Genomic DNA, 20004 nt, shown 5'->3' on the forward strand with positions numbered 1-20004 from the left:
GGGGAAAACCCGTGAAATTGCGGCACATTCCGGGTTTGAGCTACACTGCGCTGATTGGCATGGCGCGCAGTGGCGACATCATGCCATCGCTGGCCACATTGACCAATCGAAGGAACAATAAAGTCTTGAAGAATCGAAAGTAAGTGGCGGAGAGACAGGGATTCGAACCCTGGGTGGGCTTGCACCCACAACGGTTTTCGAGACCGCCCCGTTCGACCACTCCGGCACCTCTCCGCGGGGGTCTGTGATGGGGGGATTTAGTGAGGAACGGGCGGGGGTGCAAGTGGAAAATTCTGGATTCTATCGATCCCCGGATTTTCCATTGCCAGAGGCAAGAAAACACCTAGGCTGATACTTATGACCTACCAGATACGCCAGTTCGCCCTCAGTCTTGTTCTTCCGCTCCTCGCGCTCGGGGCGTTTGCACCGCCTTCTCAGGCCGCCAGCCGAGACCGGATTGAGGCCTTTCTAAACACCACCGGGTTTGACGTTGCCCTAGAGAGTATAGTGCATGCTTCAGCCTCGGCCCCTGAGATGCTGGGCATAGATCCTGACGGATTTGGATCAGATTGGGCGCGCCTGACTGAAGAAGTTTTCGATACTGAACAGATGCACGAAACCGCAGTTTCGATCCTTGAGCAAACACTCAGCGATGAAGCTTTGACCCATGCCGTGTCGTTTTACGCCTCAGACTTGGGGCAAAGATTGGTGGTTGCTGAAAACGCAGCCCATTCCGATGAAGACGACGATGCCAAACAGCGTGCCGGGCAGGAAATTGTATCGGGGCTGATCAGGGATGGGTCGACCCGAGTCGAAAGTCTGAAGCGGATGAACCGCGCCGTGGACGCGAGTGGCACTTCATTACGTGCGTTGCAGGAGATTCAGGTTCGGTTTTTGCTAGCGGCGAGTGCGTCCGGGATTATCGACCTGCAACTCAGCGGTGACGAGCTGCGTGAAATGATGCGCCGGAATGAAGGTGATATGCGTCGATCCCTGCAACTGTCTGCATTGGCAGGCGCGGCGTACACCTATCAGGATTTCTCGGACGAAGATGTCGATGCCTATGTTGAGGCGCTGGAACAGCCTTTGATGCAAGAGGTGTATGAACTGTTGAACGCCATCCAGTACGAGATCATGGCGATGCGGTTTGAGGTGCTGGCAGCCCGAATGGCTGAGCTTCGCCCCGCGCAGGATATCTGATGCGTGTTCTTGCAACCGCTGCTGCCTTAGTAATGTGGGCGGTTCCGCTGGCGGCAAACGAACAAGCCGATCGGTTGCTACAGGCCATGCAAGTCTCTGAGTTTATGGAAATCTTGGGCGAAGAGGGTCGGGCGCAAGGTCAATCGATAAATGAGTCGATGCTCGGCGGTTCGGGTGGGTCCTATTTCGAAGCACAGATCAAAGAGCTTTATGATCCTGTCTGGATGCACAAGCAAATGTCGAACGCGGTCGAACGGAGTATGACCGACGCCCAACTGGAACAGGCGGCTATCTTCTTTGAAAGCGATTTGGGTCAGACCATCATCTCGCTTGAAAATTCGGCGCGCCGTGCCCTGTCCGACGAAACGATCGAGGAAATGGCACGCACAGCTTATGAACAGGCAGATCGTCAGGATGCCTTTTTTCGATTGGTGGATGAATATGTTCAGGTAAACAACCTGATTGAACAGAACGTCAGAGGTACAATAAGCGCTGATTTCAGTTTTTATCGCGGATTGGCGACAGGGCAGGAATCCCTTGCGAATGAAGAGGCGTGGCTTGCGGAATTGCTCTCGCAGCAAGCGGAAACCGAGAAAGAGACGACGGAATGGATGTACTCCTTTCTACTCTTGGCCTATCAACCGCTGTCGGAATTCCAGATGCGTGAGAATATCGCTTTTTCGCGCACCGAAGCTGGGCGTGCTTTGAATAGCGCTTTGTTCGAAGGGTTTGATCAAATGATCAACAGTATCTCGTTTCAGTTGGGAGAGGCTGTCGCACAGGCCATGCTAGCCTCGGATCTTTGACCTCGGAATTGGGTTGACTTTACCCCCGAATGTTTGGATAAGCCCGCATCCCGGCCGGAATCTCCGCGCCGGGTATCGTTATTATTGACCCAAGGGGCTGATCCCTGGGTCCTTCACACAGCCCGAAAAGGGCGCGCTGTTCGAGGTGGCCTTCAATTTAATTGGGGCCAAAAACACCCGAAAGGGGACCACAGAACGCGGGTTAGACAAAGGAAAGACGCATGTTTGCGGTCCTCAAGACTGGCGGCAAGCAGTACAAGGTTCAGGCGGGTGATATTCTCCGCGTTGAAAAATTGGCTGCCGACGCAGGTGAAAAAGTTCAATTCAATGATGTACTGATGCTGGGCGGTGACGCTCCGGTTGTTGGTGCACCGTTTGTCGATGGTGCAGCCGTTCAGGCCGACGTGATCGAACAGATCAAGGGTGACAAGGTCATCAAGTTCGTCAAGCGCCGTCGTAAGCACAGCTCGAAGCGTACCGTTGGCCACCGTCAGAAGCTGACTCTGGTTAAAATTACTGACATCCTGTCGTCGGGCGCAGACAAGTCTGGCATCAAAGCTGCAACCGGTTCGGCTCCGGTTGGCGAAGCTGCTCCGGCGGCGAAGAAGCCTGCCAAGAAAGCTGAAGCCAAAGCAGAGGCACCCGCCGCCGTTGTTGCAGACGATCTGACCGCGCTAACTGGTGTAGGCCCTGCCGCCGCCAAAAAGCTGAACGAGGCCGGTATCGAGAGCTTTGCCGCTCTGGCCGCCTTGTCGGATGAACAGATTGCTGCTATCGAAACGGTCAAAGTGAAACCCGAATGGGTTGAGCAGGCCAAAGAGCTGGCTAAAGGCTAAGGAGAGAGAGAATGGCACATAAAAAAGCTGGCGGTTCCTCCCGTAACGGTCGCGACTCTGCTGGTCGCCGCCTTGGCGTGAAACTGTATGGTGGCCAGGCCGCCATCCCGGGTAACATCATCGTGCGTCAGCGCGGCACCAAGTTTTGGCCGGGCGAAGGCGTAGGCATGGGCAAAGATCACACAATCTTTGCAACTGTCGATGGCGCCGTAAAGTTCCACAAGGGACTTAAAAACCGCACCTTCATTTCGGTCCTGCCAGTGGCGGAGGCCGCAGAGTAAGCCGAAACCCAGAAGGTTTAAGAAAAATTCATGGGGGACCGGCACAAAGTGCCGGTCCCTTTTTCGTTTTAACGCAGTCGTGATCATCCAAGCCAATGACTATCGCAACCACCAGCTTCCTGATTTTTGCCGCCAGCCAGGTCGGCACGCCGGGACCGGCCAATATGGTCCTGCTGGGTACAGGTGCGCGCTATGGTTTTAGGGCGGCGCTGCCCTTTGTGGGCGGGGTCATCTTGGGAAAGCAGCTTATCATCTGGCCGGTCGGGTTTGGCCTGATGCAAGTGGCCGATCAGGCGCCGCTGGTGTTCGAGGCCCTGAAATACGCTTCAGCGGTCTATATTTGCTGGCTGGCATGGAAAATTGCCAATTTAAGGCTTTCCAGAGGACAGACAGACAAGAAAGTGCCGGGGTTCTTGGCCGGGCTGATTGTGCATCCGCTCAATCCCAAAGCCTGGGCGATGATCATCGCAGGGTTCACTGGGTTTGTCGCGACCGGAACGTCCAGTTTTGATGCGACGCTCACGATCGCTCTCTGTTTGTTGATCTGCCAGATCGTATTGCACCCGATCTGGACATTTGCCGGTGACCGGATCGCCCATGCGGTTGAAGGTCGCCCTGCGGAAAAATATCTGATGTGGACGTTAGCCAGTTTGACAGTGGCGTCCGTGCTTTTTGTGTTGTTCGGAGGAGGAGCGCACTCATGAAACTTGAGGCAATAATAAATCAGCCGGTCATTGAAACCGAGCGGTTCGACCTGCGCCCACTGCGCCGGTCGGATATGGGACTGATCGAGCATTATGCAGGCGATGAGCGCGTGGCACGCATGACCACCCGGATCCCGCATCCTTTGCCGCCTGGCACAATTGATGCGTTTGTCACGCGTGCGATGGCCGATGACCGAGACGAAGATGTCTGGGCGATGGACGCCACCAAAGATGGCGGACCAGAACTGATCGGTTTGATTTCACTGGCGCGGCTGGATCGCAATCAATCCGAGGTCGGCTATTGGGTTGCTCCGGTGTATTGGAACACCGGCATCGCGTCGTTGTCAGTCGAAACGCTGGTCCTTGCCAACCCATTGGAGAATTCCTCGATGTTCGCCAGCGTGTTTCAAGACAATCCCGCCTCGGCCCGGGTGCTGACCCATTGCGGGTTCCAGTATCTTGGCGACGCGGAAACCTATTCAGTGGCGCGCGATGCGAATGTGCCCACCTGGACGTATTCAAAGAAACTCTGACTTGTGGCCGATGGGGCCTTTGCAGTAGGGGACACACATGAAATTTCTCGATCTTGCAAAGGTCTACATCCGGTCCGGGGCCGGAGGTGGAGGTTGCGTCAGCTTCAGACGCGAAAAATACATCGAATACGGCGGTCCCGATGGCGGGGATGGCGGTAAAGGCGGAACGGTCTGGGCCGAGGTTGTGGATGGGCTGAACACCCTGATCGACTTTCGCTATCAACAGCATTTCTTCGCCAAGAACGGGCAGCCCGGACGCGGTCAGCAGCGCACCGGAAAGGATGGTGACGACATCATTCTGCGCGTGCCCGTAGGGACCGAAATTCTGGACGAAGACGAAGAAACTGTAATCTGCGACCTGACTGAGGTCGGGCAGCGTGTCCTGCTGGCCAAAGGTGGCAATGGCGGTTTTGGCAACCTGCATTTCAAATCTTCAACCAACCAAGCCCCACGCCGGGCAAATCCGGGGCAGGCCGGGATCGACCGCACCATCTGGCTGCGGTTGAAACTGATCGCCGATGTAGGCCTGCTGGGAATGCCCAACGCTGGCAAGTCAACCTTTCTTGCGGCCACCTCGAACGCGCGGCCCAAGATTGCGGACTATCCGTTCACCACGCTGCACCCCAATCTTGGCGTCGTCGGCGTTGACAACGTGGAATTCGTCGTGGCCGACATCCCGGGCCTGATCGAAGGCGCGCATGAAGGACGGGGGATCGGCGATCGGTTCCTGGGGCATGTGGAACGCTGTGCAGTGCTGCTGCATCTGGTAGATGGCACCTCGGAAACCGTGGTCGAGGATTACCGCACCATCATCACCGAACTCGAAGCCTATGGAGGAGAGCTGGCGGACAAACCGCGCATCACTGTTCTAAACAAGATCGACGCGTTGGATGATGAGGAACGTGAACTGATCAAATCCGAGCTGGAAGAGGCGGTCGGCGGTCCGGTGATGGCGATGTCGGGCGTTGCGCATCTGGGTGTGACCGATGTGTTGCGCGCGCTGCGGGCCCAGATCGACGAAAACCGCCTGCGCCAGAAACCCACCGAGGAGGCGGCGTCTTGGCAACCCTGACCACTGCCAGCCGCATGGTCGTCAAAATCGGATCCGCCTTGCTGGTGGATCGGAATACTGGCGAATTGCGGTTGGACTGGTTGCAATCACTGGCGCAGGATGTGGCGTGGCTGAAGGGGCAGGGGACGGATGTCATTCTGGTCTCTTCGGGTTCGATCGCGCTTGGCCGCGGTGTTCTCGGATTGCCAATGCAGACCTTGCCGCTTGAGCAATCTCAGGCCGCTGCAGCCGTGGGCCAGATTCGACTTGCCCGCGCCTATGAAGAGGCATTGACGCCGCATGACATTAAGACCGCACAGGTTTTGGTCACCCTTGAAGACAGCGCTAACCGGCGGCGGTACCTGAATTCTCGTGCAACTCTGGAAACCTTGCTTGGTCTGGGTGTCACGCCGATTGTCAACGAAAACGATACAGTCGCCACGGATGAGATCCGATATGGCGACAATGATCGTTTGGCCGCGCAGATCGCCGTGACGGTCGGTGCGGACCAATTGATACTGCTGTCCGACGTTGATGGGTTCTATTCCGGCAATCCGTCCGAGGATGCAACTGCAACGCGATATGATGTAATTGAACAGATCACGCCCGAGATCGAAGCCATGGCCGGCGACGCAGGTTCGGGGCTGTCCAAAGGCGGCATGAAGACCAAGCTGTTGGCGGCCAAGATGGCAACAGCTGCTGGATGCACAATGGCAATCGCCGAAGGGTCGCCACTGAACCCACTGAAAGCGTTGGAGAATGGTGCGAATTGCACTTGGTTCACGGCGACACTTGATCCGCATGCTGCTAGGAAACGCTGGATATCGGCAATGAAGCCGCGTGGCGAGATCATGATTGATGACGGTGCAGTCACCGCACTGACGAACGGCAAAAGCCTTCTGCCCGTTGGGATTGTCGAAGTAACCGGAGACTTCGGCCGCGGTGACCCGGTTACCATTCTCGACCCAGCGGCACGCCCCTTGGGACAAGGACTCAGCCGCTATACGGCGCAAGAGGCCGACGCGATAAAGGGGCGCAAGTCCACAGAGATCGAAGCGACTTTGGGTTATCCGGGCCGCGCTGTGCTGATCCATCGTGACGATCTGGCGCTGTGATAGAATAGACAAGACCACCTGAAAGGCTCCTGAGATGAAAGATTTCGACAGCATTCCCAGCCTGATGGAAGACCTGGGCAAGCGCGCCAAAAAAGCCGCACGCGAACTTGCCTTTGCCAGCGCTGAACGCAAACACGCTGCGCTGATCGCGGCTGCAGATTCCGTTTGGAATAATCGCGCTGACATCATCGAAGCCAACAAGAAGGATCTGGAGTTCGGTCGAGATAAGGGCCTGAGCCCGGCGATGATGGATCGCCTGATGCTGGACGAATCCCGCGTACAGGGAATGGTCGATGGGCTGCGATTGGTTGCTGATCAAGCCGACCCGGTGGGTGAAGTTCTGGCCGAATGGGATATGCCCACAGGCCTGAACATCCAGCGCGTGCGTACACCGCTGGGTGTGATCGGAGTAATTTACGAAAGCCGCCCCAACGTTACGGCAGATGCAGGGGCATTGTGCCTGAAATCCGGCAATGCAGTGATCCTGCGTGGCGGGTCTGAGAGCTTTCATTCCTCTACAGCCATTCATGCCTGTCTTGCCGAAGGGCTAAAGGCAGCCAACCTTCCCGAAGATGCCATTCAATTGATCCCCACGCGCGATCGCGCAGCGGTGCAGGAACTGTTGACGATGACCGATTATGTCGACGTTATCGTTCCGCGCGGTGGCAAAGGATTGGTTGGGCTGGTGCAGCGTGAAGCGCGGGTGCCAGTTTTTGCCCATCTGGAAGGGATCGTTCATATCTATATCGACAAGTCTGCTGACGCTCAGAAGACGCTGGATGTGGTGTTGAATGCCAAGACTCGACGCACTGGTATCTGCGGCGCGGCTGAGTGTTTGCTGGTGCATCAGGATGTGGTCGAAACGCTGGGGCGTGACGTCATCGCGGCGCTTCAGGCTGCGGGTGTCGAGGTTCATGCGCAGGGTATCTTGGCCAATGACAACACCATCCCAGCCACAGACGGGGATTGGGGTAAAGAGTTTCTGGACAGCATCATTGCAGCCAAGCCGGTTGCTGATCTCCAAGCGGCCATCGATCATATTGGTACATTCGGCTCCAGCCATACCGATTGCATCATGACCGAGGATAGCGTTGCGGCGGCGCAGTTCTTTGAACGCCTAGACAGCGCCATTCTGATGCACAACGCCTCAACCCAATTCGCCGATGGTGGCGAGTTTGGCATGGGTGCCGAAATCGGGATCGCGACGGGCAAGATGCATGCGCGCGGCCCTGTCGGGGCAGCTCAGCTCACCAGCTTCAAATATCTGGTACGTGGAGACGGAACGACAAGGGACTAGAACCGCAGCTTCACCTGGGTTGCGGTCGTTTCCGACGCAACCCGGCGTCCCATCGCCGAGGCCGTATCGGGCAGCAGGGCGAATTGCACCTGAGCGGGGCTCAACTTGTTGGCAAATTGACCCGTTGTAACTCCTTTCCACAATCCGGTATCAAGGTTCAGTTTGTCGGCCGTGCCGATCACGGTCCACGCGCTGCCCTGAGTTGCAATTTCCACCTCGCCGCCGAACGGCATGGCGCTTTCGCAGCACATAATGGCAAGAAAGGCGAGCTTTACCTGATTGCGCGGTACCGGCTCTGACAGGTTCCAAGTGATCCGGACACGGCTAGCGCGTTCCAAATCTTTCAATAGTTCCACAACCTCGGAGCGTCCCAACGGTTGATCGCCGGCTGACCCAAAAGCCACCCGAAAAAACCGAATGCGTGCCCCGGCACTGCCAACGCTTCCGGATATCAATTCCATTTCCGGACCTTGAACTGCGCCAACCATCTCCAACAGCTCAAGCCCGTTGGTGATTGCCCCGATGGGGCTGATCAGATCATGACAAATCCGAGAGCCGATCAACTCGGCCAGGTTGACGTCTGACGCGCCCATGCGTACCTCCTGCTGCATCTGCCGCAGGACCCGGAGCCCGACATGACAGATTTGAATGCTATTCTTGCACCGGGCATGTATGTCCGCCACCCCGATTTCCCCGATTGGGGTATTGGACAGGTTCAATCCAATATCGGCGGCAAGATCACCGTTAACTTTCGCGAGCAGGGGAAAGTGGTAATCGACGGGACACGCATTGCCCTGATGCCGGTCTTTGATCCGTGAAACTGGTTTAAGAAAGGTTAACAACTTAGCCGAAACCAGCGCTTGTTGCGTTTCGCCGTTCAATCGCGCTATCAGCGCGCAACCGAGAAAGTGGACCATTTGTTGATGCCGGACACAGGCCCCTCATTCACAGTCAAACTCGTCGAGACCGAGGCTGAACTGCGCGCCGCCCAGCGTTTGCGCTATGACGTCTTTGTATGCGAATTGGGTGGCGGCGGCGAGATGGTGGACCATGAGGCCAGGCTCGAGCAAGACCGGTTCGATCCCTATTTCGACCATATGATCGCACGCGATGATACGACTGGCGAAGTTGTAGGCGTGTACCGATTGCTACCGGGTGAGCGGGCCTCTGAGCTGGGGCAGTTCTATTCCGAGGATGAATACGACCTGACGGTTCTAAAACAAAGCGGGCGCAAGTTGTTGGAACTGGGCCGTTCTTGTGTGCATTTGGATTATCGCGGTGGGACGGCGATGTATCACCTCTGGAACGGGCTGGCGGCTTATGTGGCCGAGCGCGAGATCGAGGTTCTGTTTGGCGTTGCCAGCTTTCACGGTACCGATGTGCAGGAGCTGGCCCAACCGCTGTCGATGTTGCACCACAATCATCTTGCTCCGCCGGATCTGCGTGTGCGGGCTCAACCGGGCGTTTTCCAGCCCATGGATCTTTTGTCCAAGGACGCGCTGGATCGTCGCGCGGCCATGGTGCAGGTGCCATCGCTGATCAAGGCCTACCTTCGCCTGGGCGGTTTCGTGGGCGAGGGGGCCTTTATCGATCATGCCTTCAACACGACCGACGTGTGCCTGATCCTCGACACCGCGCGCATGAATGAGCGACAGCGTCGCATCTATAGCGGAGCCTGAAACGGTGAGTGATCCATCTTGGCAAAGCGATGATGCGCCCGATCCAATCGAATTTGGAGTTCTTGGATGGGTCTTGGTTTTCTTGCGTGGTGTCCCGCTGGCGGTTCTGGTCTTTGGCGGGTTCCTCATTCTGCTGGGCATACGTTTGTTCGAGCGGCCACTGTTCGGAGTGCAACGCCCGATCACGCCATTCATCTCTCAATTCGTCTGTCGCAACGCCTTCAGGATATTGGGGATCCGATTCCGTACCTCGGGTGAACTGATGCACGAGCGTGGCGCAGTGGTGGCCAATCATACCTCGTGGCTAGACATATTTGCGCTAAATGCCCGTAAACGAGTTTATTTCGTCTCAAAAGCCGAGGTCGCAAAATGGCCAGGGATCGGCTGGCTGGCGCGCGCAACCGGCACGGTCTTTATTGAACGAAACCCCAAAAAGGCCCGAGAGCAGACCCAAATCTTCGAAGAACGCCTGAAGGTCGGGCACAAGTTGCTGTTCTTTCCCGAAGGCACGTCGACCGATGGTTTGCGTGTTTTGTCATTTAAAACAACGCTTTTCGCTGCGTTCTTCACAAAAGAACTGCACGACATCATTTATGTTCAACCCGTGTCAGTCATCTTTCATGCACCAAAGGGTCAACCTGATCGTTTCTATGGCTGGTGGGGCGACATGGAGTTCGGGCCGCACCTGCTAAAGACTCTTGGCGCGCGCAAGCAGGGATGGGTTGAGCTGATTTACCATACGCCGGCCAAGGTGAGCGATTTTGAAAATCGTAAAGCGCTGGCTGCCCATTGTGAACAAGCCGTGCGGCACGCGCACGCACTGGCGCGGCTTGAAAAATAAGGGCATTTGGCCCTTGCGCTGCATCAAAACCTGCCGTATACGCGCGCCATTCAAACCCGCAGGCGGGGTTTGGGCTTTTTAGGGGAGACATCCTTATCTGGCCCGCCGGTTGGAGCATCCGCTTCTTTCACCCCCGCCGAGGCGTAAACCGGAAAAGGAAAATAGCATGGCTCTTCCCGAGTTCACCATGCGTCAGCTGTTGGAAGCTGGCGTTCACTTTGGTCACCAGACACAGCGTTGGAATCCCCGCATGGGCCCGTTCATCTACGGCTCGCGCAATGGCATCCACATCATGGACCTGACCCAGACCGTTCCGATGTTGGATCAGGCGCTGCAGGCTGTTCGTGACACCGTCGCAAAAGGTGGCCGTGTTCTGTTCGTTGGTACAAAGCGTCAGGCTGCTCAGCCGATCGCAGATGCTGCTGAAAAGTCGGCTCAGTACTACATGAATCACCGCTGGCTGGGCGGCACGCTGACCAACTGGAAAACCGTTTCCCAGTCGATCAACCGTCTGAACCAGATCGACGAAGCCATGGAAGGCGGCGCCGAAGGCCTGACCAAGAAAGAGCGTCTGGGCATGGAGCGTGACCAGGGCAAACTGCAGGCATCGCTGGGCGGTATCCGCGAAATGGGCGGCGTTCCTGATCTGCTGTTCGTCATCGACGTCAAAAAAGAAGCACTGGCCATCGCCGAAGCCAACAAGCTGGGTATCCCTGTTGTGGCCGTGGTAGACACCAACTGCTCACCCGATGGCGTGGATTACATCATTCCCGGCAACGATGACGCCGCGCGCGCGATTTCGCTGTATTGCGATCTGGCTGCACGTGCTGCTCTGGACGGCATGACCGCTCAGATGGGTGCCGCGGGTGTTGATCTGGGTGCGTTCGAAGAAGCTCCGGTTGAAGAAGTCGTTGCAGAAGAAGCACCAGCTGAAGAAGCCACGCCGGAAGCCAAAGCCGAAGCGTAAGCTGCCCGTCACGTGAATGACATATGGGGCAGGGTAGACCTGCCCCAAATCCGTTTGAATTGAGGAGAGCCAAGAGATGGCAATCACAGCAGCAATGGTTAAGGAACTGCGCGATACGACCGGCGCAGGCATGATGGACGCGAAAAAAGCGCTGACCGAAACCGAAGGCAACATGGACGAAGCCGTTGATTGGCTGCGCACCAAAGGTCTGGCCAAAGCGGCCAAGAAATCTGGCCGTACCGCGGCAGAAGGTCTGGTTGCAGTGCACGTCGACGGAGGCAACGGTGTTGCAGTCGAAGTTAACTCGGAAACTGACTTTGTCGCGAAAAACGCTGATTTCCAGGAAATGGTTGGCAAGATCGCCTATGCAGCAGAAGGCGTCGACAATGTCGAAGCACTGCTGTCGGCTGATCTGGGCGGCAAGAACGTCGCAGACACCTTGACCGACAAGATCGCCACCATCGGCGAGAACATGTCGGTGCGCCGTATGGCCAAGCTGTCGGGCGACACAGTCGTGTCCTATGTCCACAACGCGGCCACCAACGGTATGGGCAAAATCGGCGTTCTGGTTGCACTGTCGGGTGGCGATGAGACCATCGGAAAGCAGATTGCAATGCACATCGCAGCTGTGAACCCGGCGGCTTTGTCCGAGGCCGACATGGACCCGGCAGTTGTCGAGAAGGAAAAGCAGGTTCAGATGGACATCGCCCGCGAATCCGGCAAGCCGGAGCAGGTGATTGAAAAGATGATCGTTGGCCGCATGAAGAAGTTCGTGGCGGAAGCAACACTGCTGAATCAGTCATTTGTCGTGAACCCTGACCTGACCGTCGAAGCCGCAGCCAAAGAGGCGGGTGCCACCATCACTGGCTTCATCCGTATGGAAGTCGGCGAAGGCATCGTAGTCGAAAAAGAAGACTTCGCTGCTGAGGTTGCAAAGGCAGCCCAGGGCTAAGTGCAGATCATTGCAACCTCTCTGAGGTTGCAATTCTTAGAACCCGGTTGCATCGCGCAGCCGGGTTTTTTGGTCCAAAACGTTCATTGACGCTCATGCCAATCATAATAATAGGAAAGGTGTGGATTGAGGGGCCCCGCATGATGGGGATGGACAGGACCCCTCAAAAATTCCGACAAAGGTACGCGGACGAATAGACGCCCCTATGCCAGACCGACCGGAGAGCTTTGCAATTCAAAGGTCCGACCAAATGTTCCCAGGCTAAAGCCACCACTCACGGAACACCACCAATCTGCAATTTTAAGGGGAGATTCGGAAAGTCATGTATTCCTTACCCTAGGTAAATTTGGCGCAACTTGGCGTCAGATCGGGGTCAGACTTCCATCACAAACATCTGATTGTGCAATGTGGCCTTAAGAACGGCCTGTGCCGTCGTTTCAACCGAAAGAGCCTCGCGCGCCAACCGCAGGTGCTTTTCAACGGTTGCGGCCGTCAATCCCATCAGCAAAGCGATATCCTGGGTGGTTTTTCCGTCCCCCACCCATTGCAGGGCCTCGCGCTGTCGTTTTGTCAGAGCTCGATTTGGCGCGTTGTAGGGCAGGGTCAGTATCTTGAGATGAGCAACATTGTTCATCAACAAAATGTCCTCGCCATGTTTCTTCCAGATCTCGTCCAATGCATCCTGGTCATGCCGCCGGGCAGCGAGCGAGATCGCGCCTTTGGAACGCATGGAAACCGAGTTGAAACTGACTGTATAACCCGCTGATATCCCAAGTGATTTATTGAACTCAAAGACCTTTAGTTCCTCGGGTGTCATGACACCGCTGGACATCATGTCGTGGATCAAACTCCAGCTTGCGGCGCCTTCATGGTTCAACGCCCATTTCAGCATCGGCGCGTGGAAATAAAGACCCGAGCGAAGGAAACCGTCCAGATAGTCTTTGCAGTGATTGGTCAGGATCACAAAATCTTCGGGATCACCCAGAGAGGTTGCGGTGCGATATTGGGTATATCCGTATAGCAGCCGATCAAAACCGAACTTTGCCATTTGACGGCAATGGGCATCCCAAAGCTCTTCCAGTGTTTTGGTGTAGCTCAGAAAGTTCAAATATTCCTTGAGGTTCATCCCGCATCCCTTTCGGCCAAATGGGCAGCGAGGGCACTTAGGGCGAGCACATAGCTTTGCGCACCAAATCCGCAGACCTGCCCAATGGCGACTGCGGCAATATAAGACTTGTGTCGGAACGCTTCACGCGCATGGATATTCGACAAATGTACTTCGATAACAGGTACTTCTGCCGAAGAAATCGCATCCATCAACGCGACCGAGGTGTGTGTATATCCACCCGCATTCAAAACAATCCCATCCTGAACGCCACGTGCGGCATGGATCGCATCGATCAGCGCGCCTTCGTGATTTGTTTGAAAATGCGTAACGGTCTGATCCAGTGTCTGACCATGTGCAACGCACAGGTCCTCGATCATCTTCAAGGTCGTCGATCCATATACCTCGGGTTGCCGTTTACCCAGCAGGTTCAGGTTCGGACCATTCAGAACCAGTATTTTTTGCATCTTCTAACTGTCCCCATCTTCTTCTTTTTCATAAACCCGAAACTGTGAGGCGTCCAGCAACCATCGCCCCTTTGGCGCGAGTGGTTGTGTCGCATGCGCGCTAGTGGCTAGAGACTAGAATGTGAATCTGTATTCATATCTCGCATTGAGACCACAACTTTACCGATAGCGTTGCGCTGATCCAGCAAGCTAATCGCCTCTGCCCCGCGTTCGAGCGGAAATCGAGCACCAATACGAGGGGCGATCGCCTTGGTTTCATACATCCTGAATAAGTCGGCCATGTTCCGGGAATGCCCATTAGGATCACGAAACACCGACGCGCCCCAGAAAACGCCAACAATCTGGCAACCTTTAAGCAGGGTCAGGTTCAACGGGATGCTGGGAATACCTGCTGGAAAACCAACAACCAGATAGCGACCTTTCCACGCCATACTCCGCACGGCGGGCTCGGCGTAGTTGCCGCCAACTGCGTCATATACCACATCTACACCGTTACCACCCGTCAGTGATTTGATCTCGGCAGACAGGGCCTTTTGCGCCTTTTGGTCCATATTACGTGGATATATCAGCGTCTCGTCTGCACCAATTTCTGTGCAGAATGCGGCCTTTTCACTGGATGAAACCGCCGCGATCACACGTGCACCCATGGCTTTCGCCAGCTCGATCGCCGCAGAGCCAACACCACCAGAAGCTCCTAGCACCAGCACCGCTTCACCCGGTTGCAGCTGCGCACGGTCTCTGAGGGCATGGTATGACGTGCCGTATGTGAAGATGAAACAGGCCGCATCTTCGTACGGCATTGTGTCAGGGATCTTAACTGCAGTCGCAGGTTTGAGCGTCAGGTGCGTCGCGAACCCTCCGTGACCTGTTAGGGCCAGAATACGATCTCCGGGGGCAAAATCGGTGACATCTTTGCCGACTTGGGCAACGTCTCCCGCGATTTCTCCACCCGGCGCGAAGGGCCGAGGCGGCTTGATCTGATACAAATCCCGGATCATCAACGTATCTGGAAAGTTCACCCCTGCGGCGCGTATGTGCACCAAGATTTCATCGGCCTTTGGCGTGGGGTCGGGCAGGGTGGTGACTTGTAATGTTTCGGGACCACCCGGTTTGACGCTGAGTAATGCCTGCATATTCCTCACTTGCCCCTTGCTTCGATTGATTTGAAATCGTTGGATTACAGACGCGTATTGTCAAGAAGACCGCTCGTCTGGTTTGGCATAGCCCTGATCGCCCGAAAGGAACAATCATGACGCCCGAGGCATTGTTTTCACTTAATGGAAAAACAGCACTGGTGACCGGGGGTGCCTCGGGTATCGGACGGATGGCGGCCGAAGCGTTGGTCCGCGCCGGTGCCCATGTTCTGATCGCTTCGCGCAAGGGCGATGCATGTGAGGCGGTGGCAGATGAACTGAATGCCTTGGGCACCGACGGCTCTGCCCAGGGTTTCGCGGGCGACATAAGTGATGAGGCAGGCATTGATGCGCTGGTAGATCAAGTCAATAAGCGTGCGCAATCGCTTGATATATTGATGAATAATGCAGGCGTTACCTGGGGTGCCCCTATGGGCCAATTCCCCTATGCCGCGTGGGACAAGGTTATGTCGGTCAACGTCGCAGGCATATTCGATCTGACCCAAAAGCTGCTTCCGCTTCTGATGAAATCCGCGACCGGCGATGATCCGGCACGAGTGATCAATGTGGGCTCGGTCATGGGAGAGGTCCCAATGGGAGATGGGGCCTACAGCTATTCCGCCTCGAAAGCGGCTGTGATCCACCTGTCCAAGGTCATGGCCAAAGAACTTGCATCGTATCAGGTCACTGTAAATGCCTTGGCTCCGGGGCCGTTCGTGTCGCGCATGACTGCGTTCGCAACCGAAGATGAAGACAAGCGCACACGCGTCGGCAAGGGGGTTCCGCTGGGCCGGGTAGGTCGCGCCGAAGATATCGCTGGCTGTATGTTGTTTCTGTGTGGCCGCGGAGGCAGCTATATCACCGGTGCGGTTTTGCCGGTTTCCGGCGGGATCAACGTGCAGACCGGGGGCAATATCTTTGCCGATGCGTTGTAGCTCCATCAAAATCGCAGGTGGTACAAATGGATAGCGTGGATAATACGTTAGATATCAAGGCGGTTGATGCCTACCTTAAATCTCATCTTGATGGATATAGGGGGCTGATTGAGGCAAAGAAATTCACCATTGGCCAGTCCAATCCGACCTATCTGCTGCGCACATTCGATCGGTCGTATGTCCTAAGGCGCAAACCACCTGGAATACTGCTGAAATCAGCCCATGCGGTAGATCGGGAATATCGCGTACTGGCTGCGCTAGCTGGCAGTAATGTGCCGGTGCCAGAGGTGTATCTGCTCTGCGAAGATGAGGGAATCATCGGCTCTGCCTTTTATGTGATGCAGCATCTGCAGGGGCGCACATTTATCGACCCGGTTATGAAAGGCGAGGACAACGCCACGCGCACGGGTGCTGTGGACGAGATGAACCGCGTACTGGCCGAATTACATATGGTCAATATCGAAGCGGCTGGTCTTTCGGATTACGGGCCGCCGGGCAACTATTTTGAACGGCAAATCGCCCGCTGGACCAAGCAATACCGCGCCACGGAAGTCGACAAGATAACCGAAATGGATCGGTTGATTGCAGCCCTTCAACACCAGATTCCGGAAGATGACAGCCAGAGGACACTGGTTCACGGCGACTACCGCATCGACAACCTGATGTTCGAAACAAATGGCACGGCCTGCATCGGAGTACTGGATTGGGAGCTTTCGACAATCGGCCACCCTTATGCAGATCTGGCGGCTGTTATCATGCAATGGCAACTGCCTCCGGGCAAAGAGGGGCGCGGCCTGGCGGGGGTGGATCGGGAAAGCCTCGGGCTGCCATCTGATCAGGGCTTTGTTGCAGACTATTGCGCGCGCCGAGGAATTCCGGCGATTGAGAATTTCGGGTTCTACCTTGCTTTCAACTTCTTTCGGATGGCTGGCATTCTACAGGGGGTCTACAAACGTGCGCTGGATGGGAATGCGTCAGACCCGACGCGCGCGCGTGCGTTTGGTGCCTATGTCCCGATCTTTGCCCAACATGGCCTGTCCGCCTTGGGTGAGGCATAAGGGGAAAACATCTGGCCTTTCATCATTTCCGCCAAATCCGGCTAAAACCTGCGTATTCAGTTGTCACCCTATTCCGCACGAAGTCATGATCGGTGCAATCAAAACAGAGGCCACTCATGGGATTTGATCCGACCGCACAGACCCATATTCGCAATTGGATGCAGCGATATGTAGACCAACGAAGATATGCAGGTAGCGCGCTTTTGATCCGCCAAAACGGGAAAGAAGCGTTCTTTCATGCCTGCGGCCGCCGCTGTATCGAAAACAACCTCCCATTTCAGCGCGATAGCCTGGTCCGGATATATTCGATGACCAAGCCCGTGACATCGGTCGCCTTGATGATGTTGCTGGAAAAAGGATTGTTCCACCTCGATGCCCCGGTTTCCGAATTCCTACCGGAGTTTGCATCTATGCAAGCCCTGATCCCGGACGCAACGCGCATTGATCAGGTTGAAGATGCCCCGTCACCAAGCCTGCATCAATTGCTGACGCATACCAGCGGCCTAAGCTACCCGTTCAATCCCGGCGTGCTTGCCAAGGCAATGGAGGAACGTGATCTGATCTTTTCGCCAGAACAGGGCCCGCTGGCTGATCGGGTCAAAATGTTGGCGCAATTGCCACTGGCGTTTCAGCCCGGCACGCGATGGGAATACTCGGTCGGGATCGACGTGATCGGTCGTGTGATCGAATTGGTCTCAGGCACGTCTCTTGATGTGTTTCTGACCGAACATGTGTTTGAACCGCTGGGAATGAACGAAACTGCGTTTTCTGTACCCGCAGGGGCAGGGGATCGGTTTGCATCGCTTTACACCCCGCTCGAAGGTGACGCCATGGCGCTGAACGCGGCAAAGTCCGGTGGCGAGACGCTTCGGTTGGTGGATTGTGTCGGCCAATCACCGTTTGAGGCGACAACCACATTCTCAGGTGGTGGTGGGTTGATCAGCACGATCGACGATTACAGCACATTTGCCGAAATGCTGCGAAACAAAGGAACTGGGAATGGTGCCCGTTTACTTGGTTCCAAGACCACAGACTTCATGTTTCGCAATCACTTACCGGGCGACATTGCATCTATGGGTCCGCAGAGTTTTGCCGAGCAACCCATGGAGGGCACCGGATTCGGTATCGGAGGTGCGGTAATTCTGAACCCGGCGCGGGCCAGATGTCCGGGCTCAGTTGGTGATTTCGGTTGGGGTGGTATGGCTTCAACCTATTTTTGGATTGACCCTGTCAACGATCTTTCGACTGTATTCTTCACTCAGCTCTCTCCTTCCAGCTCATATCCGTCCCGCGCCGAGCTGAAGGCGCTTGTTCACGCGGCCCTCGTTGAATGATCGGGTTGTGGATGATAGCGGGAATGGCCTGAATACCGGAGAATATCTGATGACCGAAGCCGAACGCGTATTGCTTGATCTTCTGAGCCTCGAACGGCTTGAGGTCGATCTGTTTCGTGGAACGGGTTCAGGGGGAGAAACACCAACGCGCATCTTCGGCGGGCAGGTGATCGCACAAGCGCTTGCTGCTGCCTATCGGACGGTTGAGAACCGCCTTTGTCATTCGTTGCATGCCTATTTCATTCGACCAGGCGATCCAGCGATACCCGTTATATATCAAGTGGATCGCGCACGAGATGGAGGTTCTTTCACAACCCGCCGTGTCGTTGCGATCCAGCATGGCAAGCAGATCCTGAACATGTCCGCGTCGTTTCACAAACAGGATGAGGGGTGGGATCATCAGCATCCAATTCCTGCCGTCGACGCCCCAGAACGTCATCCGTCACGCGACGATTTGCGGCAAAAGTATCTTGGGCGCGTTCCGAAAAAGCTGAAGTCAGAATTTCTGCGCGAACGCCCTATCGAAGTGCGCGAAGTTTATCCGCTGGACTTGTTCACACCGTCCAAAGCAGACGATAAGAACTATCTGTGGTTTCGTATGGGGGCGGCGAACCATGCGGATACGATTACACAGCATCTTCTTTTGGCCTATGCTTCTGACATGGGTCTGCTGAGTTCGGGAATGCGGCCACATGGGTTAAGTTGGTTTAGCGGCGAAATCGACGGGGCGAGCCTGGATCACGCCATCTGGTTTCATGCACCTGTCCGGTTCCAAGACTGGCATCTCTATTCGATGGAGGCGCCATGGACGGGGCAGGGGCGCAGCTTCAATCGTGGGTCCATCTATTCTCAGGATGGCAGCTTGGTCGCTTCGGTCGCGCAGGAAGGTTTGCTGAGGAGGCGTATCCAACGTTAGGTATTGTCTATAAACCGTTGATTAAACTTGTTCATACCACTGATCCATCGCTCGTAATCAGTGGTTTTCTGACGTATGTAATCAAGTACCTCTGGGTGCGGCAGAATCAAGAAACACTCATCTGAAAGCCCCTGAACACAGGCCTGAGCGACGTCATTAGGTTCGATTATTCCGTCAATTGCAGCAACCGAGGCTTCGTGCCCACGTATCATCTCTGATCGCACAGCTTGCGGACATAAAACTGAAACCCGGATCCCTTTATCCCGATACGTCATCGCGATCCATTCTGATAACCCGACGGCCGCATGTTTGCTCACACCATATGGTGCCGCGCCAGGTTGATTGAGCAACCCAGCCGCAGACGCGGTGAACATGAAGTAACCACCACCACGCGCGACCATTCTTGGGATCAGATGTCGAGCAGTCCAGACATGAGACATGACGTTGGTTTTCCAGATGCGGTCCCATTCAGCATCCGGCACATCAAGCCCACCAAGTGTCAGAATTCCGGCGTTCGCGCAAAACAGATCGATCGGAGCAATTGTTGCCTCGACAGTTTCAATCAACGCGCGCGTATCGCTTTCTTTGGAAACATCGCACCTGATAGCATGGCCGTCGATCCGTTCTGCGACAACCTGTGCGCGTTCCAGATCGATATCCGAACAGATAACCCGTGCGCCTTCTTCCGAGAACCGTTCCGCCAGACCTTTACCAATACCATTCGCGGCCCCGGTAATAACGACGGTCTTGCCATTCAGATCCATTGCTATGTCCGTGTCTACATTTCGAACACA

General features: G+C 55.6%; 23 protein-coding genes and 1 tRNA gene. 18 read left to right on the forward strand and 6 right to left on the reverse strand.

Translation table 11 applies throughout. From position 1 onward, the window contains the following. Positions 1-144 precede the first annotated feature (144 nt). Positions 145-234 (reverse strand) — tRNA-Ser (locus tag Q1B46_RS06380). A gap of 123 nt (positions 235-357) precedes the next feature. Here Q1B46_RS06380 and Q1B46_RS06385 point away from each other — a divergent pair. From Q1B46_RS06385 to Q1B46_RS06425, 9 genes are all read left to right on the forward strand, one after another. Continuing rightward, positions 358-1200 carry a DUF2059 domain-containing protein gene (locus Q1B46_RS06385; RefSeq protein ID WP_299946013.1) on the forward strand — a complete coding sequence of 281 codons (843 nt, stop codon included), beginning with the start codon at positions 358-360 and terminating at the stop codon, positions 1198-1200. Then, complete coding sequence (locus Q1B46_RS06390; protein ID WP_299946016.1) at positions 1200-2006, forward strand: DUF2059 domain-containing protein; 807 nt, start codon at positions 1200-1202, stop codon at positions 2004-2006. Before Q1B46_RS06385 ends, Q1B46_RS06390 begins: the two co-directional genes overlap by 1 nt. Before the next feature lie 221 nt (positions 2007-2227). Next, complete coding sequence (locus tag Q1B46_RS06395; protein WP_299946019.1) at positions 2228-2842, forward strand: 50S ribosomal protein L21; 615 nt, start codon at positions 2228-2230, stop codon at positions 2840-2842. An 11-nt stretch (positions 2843-2853) separates the two neighbouring features. Next, complete coding sequence (gene rpmA, locus Q1B46_RS06400) at positions 2854-3123, forward strand: 50S ribosomal protein L27 (RefSeq protein WP_074734607.1); 270 nt, start codon at positions 2854-2856, stop codon at positions 3121-3123. A gap of 95 nt (positions 3124-3218) precedes the next feature. Continuing rightward, positions 3219-3827, forward strand: coding sequence for a LysE family translocator (locus tag Q1B46_RS06405; protein ID WP_299946023.1), 609 nt, complete (start codon positions 3219-3221; stop codon positions 3825-3827). Continuing rightward, positions 3824-4360, forward strand: coding sequence for a GNAT family N-acetyltransferase (locus tag Q1B46_RS06410; RefSeq protein WP_299946025.1), 537 nt, complete (start codon positions 3824-3826; stop codon positions 4358-4360). The genes Q1B46_RS06405 and Q1B46_RS06410 overlap by 4 nt, the downstream gene beginning before the upstream one ends. A 37-nt stretch (positions 4361-4397) precedes the next feature. Continuing rightward, positions 4398-5432, forward strand: coding sequence for a GTPase ObgE (obgE, locus tag Q1B46_RS06415; RefSeq protein WP_299946027.1), 1035 nt, complete (start codon positions 4398-4400; stop codon positions 5430-5432). After that, positions 5420-6526 carry a glutamate 5-kinase gene (gene proB / locus Q1B46_RS06420; RefSeq protein ID WP_299660308.1) on the forward strand — a complete coding sequence of 369 codons (1107 nt, stop codon included), beginning with the start codon at positions 5420-5422 and terminating at the stop codon, positions 6524-6526. The genes obgE and proB overlap by 13 nt, the downstream gene beginning before the upstream one ends. A 34-nt stretch (positions 6527-6560) precedes the next feature. Further along, positions 6561-7823 carry a glutamate-5-semialdehyde dehydrogenase gene (locus tag Q1B46_RS06425; protein ID WP_299946030.1) on the forward strand — a complete coding sequence of 421 codons (1263 nt, stop codon included), beginning with the start codon at positions 6561-6563 and terminating at the stop codon, positions 7821-7823. Here the strand turns inward: Q1B46_RS06425 and Q1B46_RS06430 are convergent. After that, positions 7820-8416: a histidine phosphotransferase family protein gene (locus Q1B46_RS06430; protein ID WP_299946033.1), complete on the reverse strand. Its 597-nt coding sequence runs from the start codon at positions 8414-8416 to the stop codon at positions 7820-7822. The two genes, Q1B46_RS06425 and Q1B46_RS06430, sit on opposite strands and share 4 nt — an antisense overlap. Before the next feature lie 42 nt (positions 8417-8458). On the opposite strand from Q1B46_RS06430, the gene Q1B46_RS06435 reads away from it, so the two are divergent. The 5 genes from Q1B46_RS06435 to tsf all read left to right on the forward strand — a co-directional run bounded on the left by Q1B46_RS06435 (position 8459) and on the right by tsf (position 12262). Beyond that, positions 8459-8641 carry a DUF3553 domain-containing protein gene (locus tag Q1B46_RS06435; protein WP_299946036.1) on the forward strand — a complete coding sequence of 61 codons (183 nt, stop codon included), beginning with the start codon at positions 8459-8461 and terminating at the stop codon, positions 8639-8641. Positions 8642-8746: 105 nt separating this feature from the next. Then, positions 8747-9502 carry a GNAT family N-acyltransferase gene (locus tag Q1B46_RS06440; RefSeq protein ID WP_299946039.1) on the forward strand — a complete coding sequence of 252 codons (756 nt, stop codon included), beginning with the start codon at positions 8747-8749 and terminating at the stop codon, positions 9500-9502. Beyond that, entirely contained in the window at positions 9468-10343 is an 876-nt protein-coding gene (locus Q1B46_RS06445; RefSeq protein WP_299946042.1) for a lysophospholipid acyltransferase family protein, read from the forward strand. Before Q1B46_RS06440 ends, Q1B46_RS06445 begins: the two co-directional genes overlap by 35 nt. Positions 10344-10509: 166 nt before the next feature. Next, on the forward strand, positions 10510-11310 hold the full coding sequence (gene rpsB / locus Q1B46_RS06450) for a 30S ribosomal protein S2 (protein ID WP_299946045.1): 801 nt from the start codon (positions 10510-10512) through the stop codon (positions 11308-11310). Between the two features lie 76 nt (positions 11311-11386). Next, a complete protein-coding gene (gene tsf / locus Q1B46_RS06455; RefSeq protein WP_299946047.1) occupies positions 11387-12262 on the forward strand; it encodes a translation elongation factor Ts in 876 nt (291 codons plus the stop codon). 373 nt (positions 12263-12635) lie between these two features. Here the strand turns inward: tsf and Q1B46_RS06460 are convergent, their stop codons facing one another. The 3 genes from Q1B46_RS06460 to Q1B46_RS06470 form a co-directional block, all read right to left on the reverse strand. Further along, a complete protein-coding gene (locus tag Q1B46_RS06460) occupies positions 12636-13388 on the reverse strand; it encodes an autoinducer binding domain-containing protein (RefSeq protein WP_299946049.1) in 753 nt (250 codons plus the stop codon). After that, positions 13385-13834 carry a type II 3-dehydroquinate dehydratase gene (gene aroQ, locus Q1B46_RS06465; protein ID WP_299946051.1) on the reverse strand — a complete coding sequence of 150 codons (450 nt, stop codon included), beginning with the start codon at positions 13832-13834 and terminating at the stop codon, positions 13385-13387. Before aroQ ends, Q1B46_RS06460 begins: the two co-directional genes overlap by 4 nt. Positions 13835-13941: 107 nt before the next feature. Next, complete coding sequence (locus Q1B46_RS06470) at positions 13942-14967, reverse strand: NADPH:quinone oxidoreductase family protein (protein WP_299946054.1); 1026 nt, start codon at positions 14965-14967, stop codon at positions 13942-13944. A gap of 116 nt (positions 14968-15083) precedes the next feature. Between Q1B46_RS06470 and Q1B46_RS06475 the strand changes: the two genes are divergently transcribed. The 4 genes from Q1B46_RS06475 to Q1B46_RS06490 all read left to right on the forward strand — a co-directional run bounded on the left by Q1B46_RS06475 (position 15084) and on the right by Q1B46_RS06490 (position 19210). Continuing rightward, entirely contained in the window at positions 15084-15902 is an 819-nt protein-coding gene (locus Q1B46_RS06475) for an SDR family NAD(P)-dependent oxidoreductase (protein WP_299946056.1), read from the forward strand. 26 nt (positions 15903-15928) lie between these two features. Next, positions 15929-16960, forward strand: coding sequence for a phosphotransferase family protein (locus tag Q1B46_RS06480; RefSeq protein WP_299946059.1), 1032 nt, complete (start codon positions 15929-15931; stop codon positions 16958-16960). 116 nt (positions 16961-17076) lie between these two features. After that, positions 17077-18294, forward strand: coding sequence for a serine hydrolase domain-containing protein (locus Q1B46_RS06485; RefSeq protein ID WP_299946062.1), 1218 nt, complete (start codon positions 17077-17079; stop codon positions 18292-18294). A 49-nt stretch (positions 18295-18343) separates the two neighbouring features. Then, positions 18344-19210 (forward strand): acyl-CoA thioesterase II, encoded by an 867-nt coding sequence (locus tag Q1B46_RS06490; protein WP_299946064.1) that lies wholly within the window; start codon positions 18344-18346, stop codon positions 19208-19210. Here Q1B46_RS06490 and Q1B46_RS06495 read toward each other — a convergent pair. Then, positions 19207-19974 carry an SDR family oxidoreductase gene (locus Q1B46_RS06495; RefSeq protein ID WP_299946066.1) on the reverse strand — a complete coding sequence of 256 codons (768 nt, stop codon included), beginning with the start codon at positions 19972-19974 and terminating at the stop codon, positions 19207-19209. The two genes, Q1B46_RS06490 and Q1B46_RS06495, sit on opposite strands and share 4 nt — an antisense overlap. Between the last annotated feature and the right edge of the window lie 30 nt (positions 19975-20004).

It is taken from the genome of uncultured Ruegeria sp., assembly GCF_947500045.1.
Taxonomy (GTDB): Bacteria; Pseudomonadota; Alphaproteobacteria; order Rhodobacterales; family Rhodobacteraceae; genus Ruegeria.

Excerpts from the sequence above, each read along its gene's own strand:
- obgE (WP_299946027.1), top strand. The coding sequence starts at position 4,398 with ATGAAATTTCTCGATCTTGCAAAGGTCTACATCCGGTCCGGGGCCGGA.
- Q1B46_RS06475 (WP_299946056.1), top strand. The coding sequence starts at position 15,084 with ATGACGCCCGAGGCATTGTTTTCACTTAATGGAAAAACAGCACTGGTG.
- rpsB (WP_299946045.1), top strand. The coding sequence starts at position 10,510 with ATGGCTCTTCCCGAGTTCACCATGCGTCAGCTGTTGGAAGCTGGCGTT.
- Q1B46_RS06390 (WP_299946016.1), top strand. The coding sequence starts at position 1,200 with ATGCGTGTTCTTGCAACCGCTGCTGCCTTAGTAATGTGGGCGGTTCCG.
- Q1B46_RS06395 (WP_299946019.1), top strand. The coding sequence starts at position 2,228 with ATGTTTGCGGTCCTCAAGACTGGCGGCAAGCAGTACAAGGTTCAGGCG.
- aroQ (WP_299946051.1), bottom strand. The coding sequence starts at position 13,834 with ATGCAAAAAATACTGGTTCTGAATGGTCCGAACCTGAACCTGCTGGGT.
- Q1B46_RS06490 (WP_299946064.1), top strand. The coding sequence starts at position 18,344 with ATGACCGAAGCCGAACGCGTATTGCTTGATCTTCTGAGCCTCGAACGG.
- tsf (WP_299946047.1), top strand. The coding sequence starts at position 11,387 with ATGGCAATCACAGCAGCAATGGTTAAGGAACTGCGCGATACGACCGGC.
- Q1B46_RS06470 (WP_299946054.1), bottom strand. The coding sequence starts at position 14,967 with ATGCAGGCATTACTCAGCGTCAAACCGGGTGGTCCCGAAACATTACAA.
- Q1B46_RS06385 (WP_299946013.1), top strand. The coding sequence starts at position 358 with ATGACCTACCAGATACGCCAGTTCGCCCTCAGTCTTGTTCTTCCGCTC.
- Q1B46_RS06435 (WP_299946036.1), top strand. The coding sequence starts at position 8,459 with ATGACAGATTTGAATGCTATTCTTGCACCGGGCATGTATGTCCGCCAC.
- Q1B46_RS06460 (WP_299946049.1), bottom strand. The coding sequence starts at position 13,388 with ATGAACCTCAAGGAATATTTGAACTTTCTGAGCTACACCAAAACACTG.
- Q1B46_RS06410 (WP_299946025.1), top strand. The coding sequence starts at position 3,824 with ATGAAACTTGAGGCAATAATAAATCAGCCGGTCATTGAAACCGAGCGG.
- rpmA (WP_074734607.1), top strand. The coding sequence starts at position 2,854 with ATGGCACATAAAAAAGCTGGCGGTTCCTCCCGTAACGGTCGCGACTCT.
- Q1B46_RS06440 (WP_299946039.1), top strand. The coding sequence starts at position 8,747 with ATGCCGGACACAGGCCCCTCATTCACAGTCAAACTCGTCGAGACCGAG.
- Q1B46_RS06480 (WP_299946059.1), top strand. The coding sequence starts at position 15,929 with ATGGATAGCGTGGATAATACGTTAGATATCAAGGCGGTTGATGCCTAC.
- Q1B46_RS06495 (WP_299946066.1), bottom strand. The coding sequence starts at position 19,974 with ATGGATCTGAATGGCAAGACCGTCGTTATTACCGGGGCCGCGAATGGT.
- Q1B46_RS06485 (WP_299946062.1), top strand. The coding sequence starts at position 17,077 with ATGGGATTTGATCCGACCGCACAGACCCATATTCGCAATTGGATGCAG.
- Q1B46_RS06445 (WP_299946042.1), top strand. The coding sequence starts at position 9,468 with ATGAGCGACAGCGTCGCATCTATAGCGGAGCCTGAAACGGTGAGTGAT.
- Q1B46_RS06430 (WP_299946033.1), bottom strand. The coding sequence starts at position 8,416 with ATGGGCGCGTCAGACGTCAACCTGGCCGAGTTGATCGGCTCTCGGATT.
- Q1B46_RS06425 (WP_299946030.1), top strand. The coding sequence starts at position 6,561 with ATGAAAGATTTCGACAGCATTCCCAGCCTGATGGAAGACCTGGGCAAG.
- Q1B46_RS06405 (WP_299946023.1), top strand. The coding sequence starts at position 3,219 with ATGACTATCGCAACCACCAGCTTCCTGATTTTTGCCGCCAGCCAGGTC.